The following is a 15,506-nucleotide window of genomic DNA, read 5'->3' on the forward strand; positions in this document are numbered from 1 at the left end:
GCAGCCGCCGGGCTCTGCGCGTGATACGCAACCGTCTTCGGCGTCGCCGTCGGATCGTTGCCAGGCAAACCCGGCGCCGGGCAAGATTACGCCGCCGCCTGGCGGGCCGCGCAGAGGCCGTTTCCTGGCCACGCTGGCGCAAGGGGCTCGCATGATGATGCGCGATGCCCGCGCGGGCGAATTGCGCCTGTTGGTGCTGGCCTTGGTCGTGGCCGTGGCTGCGGTGACCAGTGTGGGGTTCCTGGCCGACCGGGTCGGCCGGGCGTTGGAGCGCGACGCCAGCCAGATGCTGGGAGCAGATCTGCTGCTCGATGCAGACGAGCCCATTTCGGCCGATTTCATCGTGGCCGCGCGCGACCGCGGGCTGGAGGTATCCCGCACGCTGCAGTTTCCGTCGATGGCCAGCGCAGGCGACGGGGCGCAACTGGTATCGCTCAAGGCGGTCGAGCCGGGTTACCCCCTGCGCGGCAGTTTGCGGGTCGCTGATGATCCGTACACTGAGGGAACGGCGACGCGTGATATTCCCGCGCCAGGCACGGTATGGGCCGATGCGCAGTTGTTGGCGCTGCTGGGCCTCAATGTCGGGGATACGATCGGACTGGGCGACAGCCGGTTTCGCGTGGCGCGCGTCATCACTTATGAACCGGATCGGGGAATGCAGTTTGTGAACGTGGCGCCGCGCGTGATGATGCGGTCCGACGATTTGGCTGCGACTGGGCTGGTGACGTTGGGCAGCCGGATTGATTATGCCTTGCTGGCGGCCGGTGAGCCTGACGCTGTGGCGGCGTACTCCACGTGGCTGGGCGAGCATTTGCAGCGAGGGCAGAAGCTCGCCACGTTGGAATCGGGTCGTCCCGAGGTGCAGCGCACCTTGGATCGCGCGCAGCGCTTTTTGTCGCTGGTGGCGCTGCTGGCCGTCTTGATTTCTGCAGTGGCGGTCGCTCTGGCTGCCGGACGATTCATGATGCGGCATCGTGACGGCATTGCGGTGATGCGCTGCCTGGGGGCGGTGCAACGGCAAGTCAGCCAGATGCTGGTGCTGGAGTTCACATTGGTCGGGTTGGCCGCCTCGGCGGTAGGGTGCCTGATTGGGTTCGCGGTGCACCAAGGGCTGGTGTTGGCCCTGGGCAGTCTCATTGACACCCAATTGCCTGCGCCTTCGGGCGTGCCTGCTTTGCAGGGGCTGGTGACTGGCGTCTTGCTATTGCTGGGATTCGCTTTGCCATCGCTGGCACAGTTGCGTCATGTGCCGCCTGCTCGGGTATTGCGCCGCGATGCCGATACGTTGCGGGCTCGCAGTGTTATTGGGTATGTCTTTGGCGCAGTGGGCTTTGCCCTGTTGATCTGGTGGTTTGCTGGCAATGCGCGCTTGGGCGGGGTGGTCGCAGGCGGCTTTCTGGGGGCGTTCGGCGCGTTTGCGTTGGTCGCTTGGTTGTGTGTGCTGGGGCTGGCGCGGTTACGCGGTCTGGCTGCAGGGATGCCGGCACTGCGTTTTGCGTTGGCAGGCGTGGTACGCCGCCGTGCCGCGACGATCACCCAGGTCTGCGCCTTGGCCATCGGACTGATGGCGCTTTTATTGCTGGCCATGACGCGCACGGACCTGGTTGCGGGGTGGCAGCGCACGTTGCCGCCCGACGCGCCTAACCGCTTTCTGATCAATATCCAGCCTGATCAACGCCAGCCGGTGCAGGATTTCCTGACCGCGCATGGCATACAGAAGGCCACGCTGTGGCCGATGATCCGCGGCCGTCTGGTCGCCGTCGATGGCCGCCCGGTGGGTCCGGCCGATTACGAAGAACCGCGGGCCAAACGGCTTGTAGATCGCGAATTCAATCTGTCATATGGCGATCAGCTGCCCGCCGCGAATCGCATTGAACAGGGCCGCTGGCTCGATCCTGCGGCGCGCGAGGTATCGTTGGAGTCGGGGTTGGCGCAGACGCTGGGCTTGTCTGTGGGCGATGTCCTGACTTTTGATATCGCCGGCCAGCAGGTCGACGTCACTGTATCGGGGACGCGCACGGTCGATTGGGATTCTATGCAGGTAAACTTTTTTGCGGTGCTGTCCCCCGCCGCGTTGGAAGGTTTGCCGCAGAGTTGGATTACGTCGTTTCATCTGCCGGCCGACCAAGCCGCGTTGCCGCGTGAGCTGCTCCGGCAGTTTCCCAATTTGACGGTTTTCGATGTGGGCTCGATTCTGAATCAGCTGCAGTCGGTGCTGGATCAGGTCATCACTGCTGTGCAATTGTTGTTCATCTTCACGCTGATTGCGGGCGTGTTGGTCCTGGCTGCGGCGTTGACCGCGACGCGGGACGAACGTATCCGTGAGGCTGCCGTGTTACGCGCTCTGGGGGCGACGCGGAACCAGTTGGCCCGGGCTCAGCGATTGGAGGTGTTGGCGGTCGGCGGACTGGCGGGATTGTTGGCCGCTGCAGGCGCCAGCACGATTGCCTGGGCGTTATCGACCTATGTTTTCGATTTTCGGATTACGCTGAGCGCCTGGCCGTGGCTGGCCGGTGTGGGCGTCGGTATGCTGGCCGCTTGGGGCGGTGCTGCGCTGGCGCTGCGCGGGGTGTTGCGCACGCCGCCGTTGCTGACGCTGCGAGAGGCGTGATGCGCTGGGTGGCGATGTAGCCGCTTGGAGAAGTGCGAGGATTACGTTCCTGATCTGATTTGCCGCCGGTGCGATACGCTGTCGCGCCGGTTTTACGAGAAATACAATGACTGTTACCCGTGTGCAACCCAAGAACGAGTCGCTGGAGACCTCGGTCACCTTGTTCGAGACTCTGGGTGGCGAGCCTGCCATCCGTTCGCTGGTCGATCGTTTTTACGATTTGATGGAGATGGAAGCTGATTTCGCGGTATTGCGGGGCGTGCACGGCCCCAGTCTGGACTCTGCCCGCGACAAGCTCTTTTTGTTCCTCTGTGGTTATTTTGGCGGTCCTAACTATTACATAGAGCGCTACGGGCATCCGCGTTTGCGAGCCCGTCACTTGCCGTTTTCTATCGGCCGTGTTGAGCGTGACCAGTGGCTGGCCTGCATGGGGCGGGCGATGCAGGACGAGGGGATGTCTCCTGAGTTGGTCGACCGTTTGTTGGAGGCTTTTTACGGCGTTGCCGATTGGATGCGTAACCGTGACGGCTGAGCTTGTTCAGGACGCATCGGGGATTCAGAGACTGGCCTGGCAGGATCCGCCTGCGGGCGCCATGCTGTGTGATGTTCGTTTAGGCGCGCCCGATCCACGGCTGCTTGATCCTGCGTTTTATGGTGATTGTGTCCGTCCCGTCGATGCCGGCGGGCGTCAGGCGGCCTGGTTTGTCGAGGGCGAAGGCTGGCAAGGGGTCCTGCGTGGGTACCGCCGGGGCGGACTGGTTGCCAAGTTGAGCCGGGATGCGTATTTCTGGCAGGGCGAGTCTCGTACACGCAGCTTTCGGGAGTATCGGTTGCTGGCCATGATGCGCGAGCGGGGACTCAGTGTGCCGGCACCGCTAGCTGCGGCCTATTGGCGCGATGGGCTGACGTATCGGGCCGCAATCATCGTCGAACGGATTCCGGATGTTCGTCCTCTGGCGCATTTGCTGGACGAGCCGGTTTGGGACGCTGCGGCTACGGCTATCGCTGCTATGCACCGGTTGGGGGTGTGGCATGCGGATCTGAACGCTTTCAATATTCTGCTGGATGGTCGGGGGCAGGCCTGGTTGATCGATTTCGATCGAGGGACGGAGGGCGGGGTGTCTGCGCAGCGGCGGCGGGGTAATCTGCTGCGGTTGCGTCGGTCGCTCGAAAAGGTGGGCGGTGAGCGTGGGGTTGCTTTGTGGGAGCGGGTGGATCGGGCTTATCGTGGGTGCATGGGGGATGGTGCTGGTTAGTTTTGGGGTATTGGTGTTCTAAAACCGCCGGGGTCTGCCGTGTAAAGGGCATGCCGACCCATTCGGCCGGTCTGGACGCCTGCGCGTCCAGACTACCCTTCGCCTGGTATGTCAGGCGGGGCGGCTGGGCAAACTCGCTGCGCTGCGCTCCGCTCAGACATGCCCAGCCGACTACCCCCCGCCTGACATACCAGGCTCGGCGGCCTCAACGGGTCGGCATGCCCTTTACACGGCAGACCCCGGCTCGCGGTGTTGAGAATTCCACAATGCTCCTGCGGGGGGGGGGCGCCTGTCGGGAACGGTCTCACCTTGCCTGAATAGCGATATCCCATGTCCCCCAGAACGATCTTCCACCGAATCCGCTGACAATCCCCTTCATCTCATAGCCAAACACCTGTAAAAAGGCTTTATCATTTTGCCCTTTAGCAATTTAGCATTCACAGAATGCAGCAAAAGGGGCTCGCGATGAAGATAAAGGCGGGAATACAGTGGACGCTAGGGGTAGCGTTGGCTGCGGCTGCTGCGTCCGGTGCATGGGCGCAGGACAAGGTCGTCAACGTATACAACTGGGCGGAATACACCGCCCCGGACACGATTCCGGGTTTCGAGCGCGAGACGGGTATCAAGGTCCGTTACGACGTTTACGACAACAACGACACCCTGCAGGCCAAGCTGCTGACCGGGAAGTCGGGCTACGACGTGGTGGTGCCCTCGACGCATTACGCCTCACGTCAGATCCAGGGCGGCTTGTATCAAAAGCTGGACAAGTCCAAGATCCCCAATTGGTCGAATCTGGATCCCGACATCATGGCGCTGGTCGCCACGATCGATCCGGGTAATGAGCATGTGATTCCCTGGGGATACGGCACCAACGGCCTCGGCTACAACGTCACCAAGGTCAAGCAGATCATGGGCGAGAACGCCGATCTGGCGAGCTGGGACATGTTGTTCAAGCCCGAAAACGCCGCCAAGCTGAAAGAATGCGGTATTTCCATGCTGGATGAGGCGGCGCAGGTGTTTCCCGCCGTGCTCAAATATTTGGGCAAGGATCCCAACAGCGACAACGCGGACGATTACAAGGCTGCGCTGGATCTGTTGAAACAAATCCGCCCCTATATTCGCCAATTCAGTTCCTCGGGCTATATTGACGAGCTCGCGGTGGGCGATCTATGCATGGTGTACGGCTTTTCGGGAGACGTGATGATCTCTCGCAAGCGTGCGCAAGACGCCAAGAAATCTTACGAAGTCAACTATTTCATCCCCAAGGGCGGTGCGCCTGCGTGGTTTGATGTGATGGCGATTCCGAAAGACGCTCCGCACGTGGATGAGGCTCATGCCTTCATCAACTATATCGAGACGCCCAAGGTGCATGCAGCCATCACCAATACCATGTTCTATCCCAACGCCAACAAGGCCGCGCGGGAGTTCGTGGTCAAGGATGTGGCCGAAAATCCCATGATTTATCCGCCGCCGGACGTCGCCAAGACACTGTATGTGATCAAGGCCCAACCCATGAATATCCAGCGCCTGCAGACTCGCATGTGGGCGGAACTCAAGTCCGGACGATAGCGATCATGAGTGAAAGCCGTTACACGGCACAGCATTCGGCAGACCCTGACGAGTTCGTCAAGGTCTCCGAATTGGTCAAGATTTTTGGCGACGTTGTCGCCGTGCGTTCGGTCAATCTGGCGGTCAAGCGCAATGAGATTTTTGCCTTGCTGGGCAGCTCCGGCTGCGGCAAGTCGACCTTGTTGCGCATGTTGGCGGGCTTTGAGGAGGCGACCTCCGGCCAGATCATGCTGGATGGCGAGGACATCACCAGTGTGCCGCCGTATCGGCGGCCGGTGAACATGATGTTCCAGTCGTATGCGCTGTTTCCTCATATGACGGTCGAGGCCAATGTGGCTTTTGGCCTGAAACAAGAGGGAGTGGACCGCGCGGAAATTCATGATCGCGTGTTCGAGGCGCTGAATCTGGTGCAGATGGCGGGCTATTCGCGCCGCAAGCCGCATCAGTTGTCAGGCGGGCAACAGCAACGTGTGGCGCTGGCGCGCAGCCTGGTCAAACGGCCGAAACTGTTGCTGCTGGACGAGCCCATGTCCGCGCTGGATAAGCAGATCCGCCAAAAGACGCAGATCGAGCTGGTCAAGATTCTGGAGCAGGTCGGCGTGACCTGCATCATGGTGACGCACGACCAGGAAGAAGCCATGACCATGGCGCATCGCCTGGCGGTCATGACCGAGGGCCAGATCGTGCAATGCGGCACGCCGCAGGATGTTTACGCGTTTCCGAATTCGCGCTTTGTGGCGGGCTTTATCGGCTCGACCAACTTGTTGACCGGCACGATTGTGGTGGATGAGCCCGATCACGTGGCGATTGAATGCGCGGAGCTGACGCGTCCGCTTTATGTCAGCCATGGGGTGAGCGAACCGCTGGGCATGGAGGTTCACGTGTCGATCCGGCCGGAGCGGCTGGTGGTCTCGCGGACTCAACCCGAGGGTGACTATAACTGGGCGCATGGCATGGTCAGCCATATGGCCTGGATGGGCAGCTATGCGCTGTACCAGATACGCTTGGACTCGGGCAAGGTTGTCGAGGCGAGCGTGCCCAGTCTGCAATTGGCCCAGATCGACGCGCCGGGCATTGACGAGGAAATCTACGTCAGTTGGAGCGCTGACAGCGCGACGGTGCTCGCGTCATGAAGCTGCCCGCACTACGCGACTTGATTCCGTCGGGACGCACGCTGGCGATCGTGCCGCCGTATCTTTGGCTGGCGCTGTTTCTGCTGGTGCCGTTTTTTCTGGTGCTCAAGATCAGTTTTGCCGAGCTGCAGTTTGGCATCCCCCCGTATACGGCACTGACTGAGTTTAAAGACGAGGCGGTGCAGTTCAGTCTGCACCTGGCGGGCTATATCCGACTGTTCACCGACAGCCTGTATCTGGATACGTATCTGAGTTCGCTGAAGATGGCGGCGATCACGACCGTGTGCTGTGTGCTGATCGGCTATCCGATGGCGTATTACATTGCGCGCTCGTCACCGTCGATACGCAATCTTTTGCTGTTGGGCGTGATTCTGCCGTTCTGGACCTCGCTGTTGTTGCGGGTCTATGCCTGGGTCGGCATTCTGCGTAATGATGGCTTGCTGAATAAATTCTTGATGAGCATCGGTCTGATTTCCAGCCCGCTGGAAATTTATCGCACGGATCTGGCGGTGTATATCGGCTTGGTCTATGCGTATTTGCCGTTCTTTATCTTGCCCTTGTATGCCAATCTGGTGAAGATGGATTTGCGCTTGCTGGAGGCCGCCTATGATCTGGGCGCTCGCCCGTGGCAGGCCTTCTGGCGTATCACCGTGCCGCTGTCGCGTCCGGGCGTGATCGCCGGCGCCATGTTGGTGTTCATTCCGTCGGTGGGGGAATACGTCATTCCAGAAATGCTGGGCGGCGCCGATACCCTGATGATGGGGCGCGTGATGTGGAACGAGTTCTTCAATAATGCAGACTGGCCGATGGCATCGGCGGTGACTTGCGTCATGGTGCTGCTGTTGCTTGTGCCGCTGGCCTTGTTCCAGTACAGCCAGGTGCGTCAACAAGACATGGCAACGCGGGGGCAGGCATGAAGGGGCCCAATAAAACCGCGCGCGGCTTGGCCTTGGGGCTGGGTTACTTCTTTTTGTATGTGCCCATACTCAGCTTGATGGTGTTTTCGTTCAACGATTCGCCATTGGTCACGTCATGGAGCGGCTTTTCGTTCCGCTGGTATCACGCGTTGTTCAACGATAGTGCGTTGTTGAGCGCGGCGTGGCTGTCGTTCAAGATCGCGGCATTGACGGCGACGGCGGCGGTCATCATCGGCACGTGGGCGGGCTATGTGTTGGGGCGCATGGGGCGGTTTCGCGGCTTTACCCTGTATTTAGGGATGCTCAGCGCACCGCTGGTGATTCCCGAGGTGGTGCTGGGTATTTCTCTGCTATTGATGTTTGTGGAAATGCGGGGGCTGCTGGGCTGGCCGGCGGAAAACGGCACCTTTACCATCTGGGTAGGCCATGTCACGCTATGCGTGGCATATGTGGCGGTGGTGATTCAGGCGCGGATCCGCGACCTGGACCGCTCGCTCGAAGAGGCTGCGCTGGATCTCGGGGCGACGCCGTTGACGGTGTTTTTCCGGATTACGCTGCCTTTGATTGCGCCGGCCCTGATAGCGGCCTGGTTGCTGTCGTTTACCCTCTCGTTGGATGATGTCGTGCTGGCGTCGTTTCTGTCGGGGCCGGGTTCGACAACTCTGCCTATGGAAGTGTTTTCGCGCGTGCGGTTGGGGCTCAAGCCCGAAGTGAACGCGTTGGCCACTCTGTTTATCCTGGCGGTGGGCATTTGCGTGATCGTGCTCAATCGTCTGCAACAGCGTAAGGAATCCGATTCAAAATGAAGCATCAGACAACGCTATACGGCCTGAACAAATGCAGCACTTGCGTCAAGGCACGCGATTGGTTGTCGGCGCACGGCGTGGCGCACGAGTTCATTGATTACCGCGATCATCCCGTGCCGGCCGCCACATTGAAGGCCTGGGCCGGCAAGGTCGGCGGTTGGGAAAAACTGGTCAACCGTACTTCCATGACCTGGCGCGCGTTGTCTGATGAACGCAAGGCCGCGCAGACCGATGCCGAGTGGACGAAACTGATTGCCGAGTATCCGGCCCTGGTGCGCCGTCCTGTGACGGTGACTGCCGATGGCGAAGTCTCGGTCGGGTTCTCGGAAAAGCGCTACGGCGAGCGCTTTGCCTGAAGATGGCGAAAGGCCCCGGGCCAGCACTGCCCGACCATTTTTTTGATCGCGACGCCAGCCAGCTGGCGCGCGAGCTGCTGGGCAAGGTCATCAGGCGCCGCCTGGATGGTTTGTGGCTGTCGGCACGCATCATCGAGACCGAGGCGTACTACCTGACGGAAAAGGGCAGCCATGCCTCGCTGGGCTATACGCATAAGCGCCGCGCTTTGTTCATGGATGGCGGCACGGTGTACATGTATTACGCACGTGGCGGCGACTCGCTGAATTTCAGCGCGGGCGGGCCAGGCAATGCGGTGCTGATCAAGTCTGCGTATCCGTGGTCCGATGTCGTGTCCGGACCTGAGTCGCTGGCGCGCATGCAGGCGCTGAATCCGGATGCCAAAGGACAGCCTCGGCCGCCAGGACGTCTGTGCGCGGGGCAAACGTTGCTATGCCGCGCGCTGGGCCTGAAAGTCCCCGAGTGGGATGCACAGCGTTTTGATCCCAAGACCTTTTTCGTGGAAGACATAGGGCAATCGCCCGATCGTTTGATCAGCACGACTCGTCTGGGTATCCCCGCAGGGCGGGACGAGCATTTGCGTTATCGCTATGTCGATCCGGTCTATGCGGCGTTTTGCACTCGCAATCCATTACGCCGTGGGCAGGAGCCGCACCGCGACTATGACTGGATGGATCGCTACGGCGTGATCGTGCCCTGAGCAGAGGCTTGGGTTTCGTCGTACTGGCGTTCAATGCGAGCCCGCCACTCGGTGTATTTGCGGCGCATGCGCATCTTGTTCAACCGCTTGCTCCAGGCATACAGCGGGATCAACGGCAATACGCCGAATCCATCAATCAGATACATCCCCTTTTTGCCGTCGGCATTGTTGCCCAGCGCAATGTTTTTGGCAGAGAGGTCACTGATGACGATATGCGCATCAATCAGGTCATCAAAAAACGCGTCCAATTGATCGCTCAAGGCAGAAGAAATCCCCTCGCGGGCAATGATGTTGGCCAGCGTGGGTGCCAGATGGCCATTGTCGTCGGTGATTTTTTCTACTAGTTGACCGAGCCCGAGTGTGGTTTGAGCCAGACCGACCACGCGTGACATGGGGACGTTCCACACGCCGGACGGGACAGTCGTCGTGGTGACATATTCCGACAGTTCGTCCAGGTAGACCCGATAGGCGCTTTCGCGTTGGAACTGCTTGTAAAAACGCTTGAACGGCTTGCGTTCCAGGTAGGCCGCGTAAGCGTCCATGTTGATGACTTTGATCAGCAACGAGGGCTCATGCGGATGCTGAAAAACGTAGCGGTCTGCGCCTCTGGCGAGTACCTGCGCGTGGGTCAGATCCAGGGGGCCGAACACCGCAGTAAAGCTGCTCGAGCGTATACCGAAGGTGTCTGCAGCGACGGGGGCGGGCAGGAGGTCGGGCTGTCTGGCGCCGTTCAGGACATCCAGCGTAGAAAAGTCTTGTTGCACAACGATGTTGGCGAATGTTCTTTATGTTTCGGGATTGTCGAAGTTAAGCGAAATTTGCGCAACCTGGGGTTGCGCTGGTGCCGACGGCCTGTTTCGGCCAAGAGCAAGGCGCCGCAGAGGAGGATGCTCGGCACAGAGCAGGCATCCGCCCTGGATTTGCCGTCTGAGATAGTGTTGTTCCCAGCCTACAATAGCGCTTTCGGGAGATTGCCCTTGATCGATGCTTTTCCGTGGGCGCAAGCCTTGCCTTGGATGACCGTGGTGGCCACTGTGGCCGCCTTAGTGAGTCTTTTGATTCTAGTGCGCCTCTGGTTACGGTCACCTGAAGACTCGCACATCGAAACACTGATGGATGGACTGGATCGTCTGGAGCGTGCGTTGCGCGCGGATCTGGACGAGAGCCAGCGAGGGCTGCGTACGGAGTTTGCCGAATCAACCCGTGGTTTGCGTACGGAGCTGGCACAAGGTCAGGAATCACTGCGCACCGCGTTGTCGCGCGATGCGCAGGCTGCGCGTGCAGAATATGCGGATTCCCTGGCGCGATTTTCGGCTCAATTCAGCGAAAGGCTGGAGGGTTTGGTGGCCCTGAATGACCGCCGCATGCAGGATGTGCGTCAGACGGTGGACCAACGCTTGCAAGCCTTGCAGGCAGACAATGGCGCGCGGCTCGACGAGATGCGCCGGACCGTCGACGAAAAACTGCATGCCACGCTGGAACAGCGGCTCGGCGAGTCGTTCAAGCTCGTGTCGGATCGGCTGGATGCGGTGCACAAGGGCCTGGGAGAAATGCAATCGTTGGCCGCCGGCGTCGGCGATCTGAAGCGCGTGTTGACCAACGTGAAATCGCGCGGCACGTGGGGCGAGGTGCAACTGGCCCGTTTGATTCAGGATGTCATGACACCCGATCAATACGCCAGCAACGTCAAAACGGTGCCGGGCAGTGATGCCGTAGTGGAGTTCGCCATTCGGTTACCGGGGCGGGCCGCGGGGGATGAGCCTGTATGGCTGCCGATCGATGCCAAATTCCCCAAGGAAGAATACGAGCGCCTGATGGATGCCTATGACGCCGTGGACCCGGAAGGCGAACGTGCGGCAGGAATGGCATTGGCGCGAGCCGTGGAATTGCAGGCGCGGCAGATTGCGGCGAAATATGTGGCGCCGCCGCATACGACCGATTTCGCGATCATGTTTTTACCGACAGAGGGCTTGTATGCCGAGGTGCTGCGCCGTCCTGGTTTGCTGGATAAGTTGCAGAGCTTGCGCGTGAACGTGGCGGGCCCGAGCAATTTGGCTGCGATGCTCAATAGCCTGCAAATGGGATTCCGCACGCTGGCGATCGAACAACGCTCGTCCGAGGTCTGGCAAGTATTGCGTGCGGTAAAAACCGAGTTCGCGAAGTTCGGCGAGTCCTTGGCTAGTGTGAAAAAAACCTTGGATACCGCCAGCAGCAAGCTGGGCCAGACGGAAGTGCGTACCCGGGCGATGCTGCGCAATCTGAAGACCGTCGAGGCTTTGCCGGAGGAGGATGCGCAGCGGGTGCTAGGCGACGAGGTGTAAGGCGTTAATCGTCGTTGATGACGAACTGTACCTTTCCTGCCTGGCCCGATGTCGCTATGTCAAAGGCGGCTTCGTATTCGTGCAACGGAAACTCGTGCGTGACGATGCGATCGAGCGCGGGAATCAGCGCAGGCAGCAGGTCAATGGTGTCTTGCCACGTAGTGCGCAGGTGTCGTCCGTAGATGCCTCGCACGGCGATTTCCCGCAAGATGACATGGCGCGAAAGATCCAGACCGATGTCGCCGTTCGGCAGGCCGGCCAGTAGCAGAGTGCCTCCGGGCCGGACAGCCGACAACGCAGATGCTATCCCTGCCTGGTTTCCGCTGGTATCGATGGCAGCATCGACTCCACCAGCATTGGGGCGCAGGCTCATCAGCTGTTCATTGGCGTCGTCTTCGCTGGGATCGATGAGCGTGTCTGCGCCAATGGACTGCGCGAGCCGTAAACGGTCATGAGAGAGATCGGTCGCGATGATGCGTGTCGTACCGGTGGCTTTGGCGGCGGCGATGGCCAGCAGGCCGATAGGCCCGCAGCCGACAACGAGCAACTGTCCTGATCGGGCCTGTGATTCTCGAACGGCTCGCACACCGATACCCAGAGGCTCCATGAGACAGGCATATTTATGGTGAAGATCGGCTGGCAGCACACGCAGTAATTCCGACGGAACGATCGCATATTCGGCAAATGCACCGCAATCGAGGCGGCTGAATACCCGTAGATTCAGGCAGGTGTGGCCGCGGTCCGCGGCACATTGACTGCAGTGGCCGCAGGGCAGATGCGTCTCGGCGGCGACTTTGTCCCCCGGTTTTATGTCGTGTACCTCATTGCCCCGATCGATGACAATGCCGCTGAATTCATGCCCGAGCGCGAACGGAGGTTTGTAGCTTTTCGCGGCCCAGGCATTCCATCCGATGATGTGCAAATCCGTGCCGCAGATGGCCGCGCGGCTGATGCGCACCAGAACTTCGTTCGCCGCTAGAGAACGCAGCTGCCGGCGCGCCAGAGCGACGCCTCCGGGCATGGGTCGCTCTTTCATCAGGATCGGGTAACCCATGGGGAGGCTGAGCATGATGTCATTGCTCCTTGATGTTGGCGAACTCGGCGACGCGTTCCCAGACCTTGGCATCGTTGCGAATTTGCGTGGCCATGTCTTCGGATGTGCCTGTCGATACGGTGGCGCCCAGATCCTCTAGCCGGCTTTTGGTCTCGGGCCGCTTGAGTGTGCGCTGCATGGCGTCATAGAGCGTGGCCTGGATGTCTTTAGGCAGGCCCGCAGGCGCCATGATGCCGTTCCAGAAGTCAGGCGCGTAGTCTTTGACGCCCAGTTCGTTGAAGGTGGGCAAGTCGGGCAATTGAGGACTGCGCGTTGCTGCCGCCAGACCGATAGGCGTGAGCTGCTTGGATTTGATGAAGGACATGGCCGAGGGCAGGGCGTCGAGCAAAATCGGCACCTGCCCGGCAACCACATCGCTCAGTGCGGGGCCTGAACCCCGGTATGGAATGTGTGTGATGTTCAGGCCCGTCATCATTTTGAACTGCTCCATGGCCAGGTTCGTTGCGCCGCCTGCTCCGGAACTGCCATAACTGTAGCGCCCGGGATTAGCCTGCAGGATCTGCATGAACTTCGGGTACGTGTTGCCCTCGAATTTGGGGTTGACCACAATCACGCCGGGAAAGCTCGAGAGCTTTGCAATCGGTGTGAAATCCTTGGTGATGTCATAGTCCAGTTTTTTCACTGCGCCATTCGTGCCGTGCGTACTGACGTTCATCAGGCCAATGGTGTAGCCATCGGGCGTGGCGCGCGCCAGTTCCAGCGCGCCGATCGAGCCGCCGGCGCCGCCACGATTGACCACGACGATAGGCTGTTTCAGCTCTTTGGATAGGCCTTCGGCAAAGATTCGTCCGACCACGTCTGTGGTGCCGCCGGGGGCGAACGGGATCACCAGTCGTATCGGGCCTGTCGGGTAGGCGGCTTGTGCCAGCGCGCTGCCGGCCAGCGTTGACAACGTCATCGCCAGTCCCGTTTTCAGCACCTTTCTGCGGGTGGGTTGCAACAGTTTCATTATGTCTCCTCCTGTGAAGCCTGTGTGATTGATTACACGGGGCGGTCGCCTTTTTGGACTTTTAGTGTGCGGTTATCGACTGCGGGCAGCATGCGGGCGGGATCGCGTGTCACGACGATGTCGATGACGGTGGGGCTCTCGCGATTCGCGAACCCTCGTTCGAATGCGCTGACCAGTTGCTCGGGGTCTTCGACGCGGATACCCAGGCATCCCATGTGATTGGCAATATCCGCGTAATTCATTTCATGCAGGTCTGACGACTGGTAGTTGCCCGCGCCGTAGACCGAGTGCTGCAGCGCCTTGACGTAGCCCGAGGCGGCGTTGTTAAAGACACATAAAACAAAATTGGCGCCCAGGCGTTTGGCGGTTTCCATTTCGCCCATGGTCATGTTGAATCCACCATCGCCGGTCAGTGCGACGACGACGCGTTCTGCGCCGACCCCGATCTTGGCGCCCATGCCGCCAGGTACGCCGTAGCCGATGGAGGCGAAGCCCCGGTCGGCGACAAAGTGCCGGCCAGCTTGTTTGGTGTCGAACAGCAGTGCTCCCCAATGCGCGGCAAAGCCTCCATCGGCGACCAGGACAGCGTCTTTGGGCAGGATTCGGTTGAGCTCGCCCAGGATGCGGCCGATGTTGACAGGGGTCTCTTTGGAGGTGGTGCGATCCTTGGCTGTCTCGTTCCATTGGGCCAGTTTTACCGGGACCTCAGCCAGGTACTCGGCGCGTTGTGCCCGGCGTGAATCCCCATTGCCGAGTGCGCTGGCAATGTCTTCGAGAGCGAGGCGTGCATCGCCTGCCAAAGCGACATCGGCCTTGGTGGTGCGGCCGATTTCCTCTGCAACGACATCGATATGGATGAGCGGCGTGGCAGGGGGAATGATGGTGAATCGCTTGGTCGCCACCTCGCCTAATTTGCAGCCCACGACGATGAGGCAGTCGGACGAGGCGATCAGCGCATTGGCGATGCGGTCGTATCGTCCAAACACGCCTGCCGACAGGGGGTCTGTGCAGGCAATGGCGCCTTTGCCGCTCATCGTGTGCGCGACGGGAATGCCTTCGCTGCGAGCCAGCGCGAGCAGGGCTTCGTGTGCTTGAGAGATATGGATGCCGCCGCCCGCCAGAATAAGCGGGCGTCTGGCATTGGCGATCAGCGCAGCGGCCTGCGCGACATCGTTGCCGGACGGACGGGTGCGGCGTGACTGAAAGGTCGCGGTCGCGGGATCGGTGAACAGATCCGCTTCGTCGAACGTATGTTCCCCATGCGAGATGTCTTCGGGAATGGCGATGACGACCGGACCGGGACGGCCCGAGGTCGCTACCGCAAAGGCGCGCCGTACGTGCTCGGGGATGCGTTGAATGGCTTCGACTCGGATGACTTCTTTGCACACGGGGCGCAGGACTTCCAGTTGCCGGGCCTCCTGAGTCATGTTTTTCCAGGCATGATCGCGATGCGCATCGGCGACGATCGCGACGATGGGGATGCCGGCATTGAGCGACTCGGCCAGGCCTGTGACGAGATTGGTCGCCCCTGGCCCTAGCGTTGCGTCCACGATGCCGACGCGATTCGTGACGCGAGCGTAGGCGTCTGCGGCAAATACGCCGCAGCGTTCATCGTTGATCAAGGTGTGCCGCAGCCCGAGCGCCCGGCAGGCTTCGTAAAAGGGCAGCAATTGAAATCCACCCATTCCGAATAAAGGGCCGACTTCGTATCGTTTCAGCATCTCTGCTACCGCTGCGCCACCACTCAAGTGGTGTTTTTGTGTCGTCATCTGTGTC

General features: G+C 60.4%; 14 protein-coding genes. 10 read left to right on the forward strand and 4 right to left on the reverse strand.

Features of this window, described 5'->3' with window-relative positions; translation table 11 throughout:
* The first annotated feature begins 151 nt into the window (after positions 1–151).
* From ACYVIT_RS07360 to ACYVIT_RS07400, 9 genes are all read left to right on the forward strand, one after another.
* On the forward strand, positions 152–2,611 hold the full coding sequence (locus ACYVIT_RS07360; protein WP_415806459.1) for an ABC transporter permease: 2,460 nt from the start codon (positions 152–154) through the stop codon (positions 2,609–2,611).
* A 106-nt stretch (positions 2,612–2,717) separates the two neighbouring features.
* On the forward strand, positions 2,718–3,143 hold the full coding sequence (locus ACYVIT_RS07365) for a group II truncated hemoglobin (RefSeq protein WP_415806450.1): 426 nt from the start codon (positions 2,718–2,720) through the stop codon (positions 3,141–3,143).
* Between the two features lie 61 nt (positions 3,144–3,204).
* Entirely contained in the window at positions 3,205–3,867 is a 663-nt protein-coding gene (locus ACYVIT_RS07370) for a 3-deoxy-D-manno-octulosonic acid kinase (protein ID WP_415806460.1), read from the forward strand.
* A gap of 465 nt (positions 3,868–4,332) precedes the next feature.
* Positions 4,333–5,436, forward strand: coding sequence for a polyamine ABC transporter substrate-binding protein (locus tag ACYVIT_RS07375; RefSeq protein ID WP_415808923.1), 1,104 nt, complete (start codon positions 4,333–4,335; stop codon positions 5,434–5,436).
* Positions 5,437–5,441: 5 nt separating this feature from the next.
* On the forward strand, positions 5,442–6,569 hold the full coding sequence (locus ACYVIT_RS07380; protein WP_094820461.1) for an ABC transporter ATP-binding protein: 1,128 nt from the start codon (positions 5,442–5,444) through the stop codon (positions 6,567–6,569).
* On the forward strand, positions 6,566–7,486 hold the full coding sequence (locus ACYVIT_RS07385; protein ID WP_415808922.1) for an ABC transporter permease subunit: 921 nt from the start codon (positions 6,566–6,568) through the stop codon (positions 7,484–7,486). The genes ACYVIT_RS07380 and ACYVIT_RS07385 overlap by 4 nt, the downstream gene beginning before the upstream one ends.
* Entirely contained in the window at positions 7,483–8,292 is an 810-nt protein-coding gene (locus ACYVIT_RS07390) for an ABC transporter permease subunit (protein WP_415808921.1), read from the forward strand. Before ACYVIT_RS07385 ends, ACYVIT_RS07390 begins: the two co-directional genes overlap by 4 nt.
* Positions 8,289–8,648, forward strand: a complete 360-nt coding sequence (locus ACYVIT_RS07395; RefSeq protein WP_415808920.1) for an arsenate reductase — start codon at positions 8,289–8,291, stop codon at positions 8,646–8,648. The genes ACYVIT_RS07390 and ACYVIT_RS07395 overlap by 4 nt, the downstream gene beginning before the upstream one ends.
* Positions 8,649–8,650: 2 nt before the next feature.
* Positions 8,651–9,346 carry a DNA-3-methyladenine glycosylase gene (locus ACYVIT_RS07400; RefSeq protein WP_415808919.1) on the forward strand — a complete coding sequence of 232 codons (696 nt, stop codon included), beginning with the start codon at positions 8,651–8,653 and terminating at the stop codon, positions 9,344–9,346.
* Here ACYVIT_RS07400 and ACYVIT_RS07405 read toward each other — a convergent pair.
* Positions 9,325–10,020 (reverse strand): YrbL family protein, encoded by a 696-nt coding sequence (locus ACYVIT_RS07405; RefSeq protein ID WP_415808926.1) that lies wholly within the window; start codon positions 10,018–10,020, stop codon positions 9,325–9,327. The genes ACYVIT_RS07400 and ACYVIT_RS07405 overlap by 22 nt on opposite strands.
* A 342-nt stretch (positions 10,021–10,362) precedes the next feature.
* Between ACYVIT_RS07405 and ACYVIT_RS07410 the strand changes: the two genes are divergently transcribed.
* Entirely contained in the window at positions 10,363–11,667 is a 1,305-nt protein-coding gene (locus ACYVIT_RS07410) for a DNA recombination protein RmuC (RefSeq protein ID WP_415808925.1), read from the forward strand.
* Between the two features lie 4 nt (positions 11,668–11,671).
* Here the strand turns inward: ACYVIT_RS07410 and ACYVIT_RS07415 are convergent, their stop codons facing one another.
* Genes ACYVIT_RS07415 through ACYVIT_RS07425 form a run of 3 tightly spaced genes read right to left on the reverse strand, consistent with a single transcriptional unit; the run spans position 11,672 to position 15,499 of the window.
* Positions 11,672–12,736 carry a zinc-binding dehydrogenase gene (locus ACYVIT_RS07415; protein ID WP_415808918.1) on the reverse strand — a complete coding sequence of 355 codons (1,065 nt, stop codon included), beginning with the start codon at positions 12,734–12,736 and terminating at the stop codon, positions 11,672–11,674.
* A 4-nt stretch (positions 12,737–12,740) separates the two neighbouring features.
* Positions 12,741–13,730, reverse strand: coding sequence for a Bug family tripartite tricarboxylate transporter substrate binding protein (locus ACYVIT_RS07420; protein WP_415808917.1), 990 nt, complete (start codon positions 13,728–13,730; stop codon positions 12,741–12,743).
* A 32-nt stretch (positions 13,731–13,762) separates the two neighbouring features.
* Positions 13,763–15,499: a thiamine pyrophosphate-binding protein gene (locus ACYVIT_RS07425; protein ID WP_415808916.1), complete on the reverse strand. Its 1,737-nt coding sequence runs from the start codon at positions 15,497–15,499 to the stop codon at positions 13,763–13,765.
* Positions 15,500–15,506 lie beyond the last annotated feature (7 nt).

Source organism: Bordetella muralis (assembly GCF_054781015.1).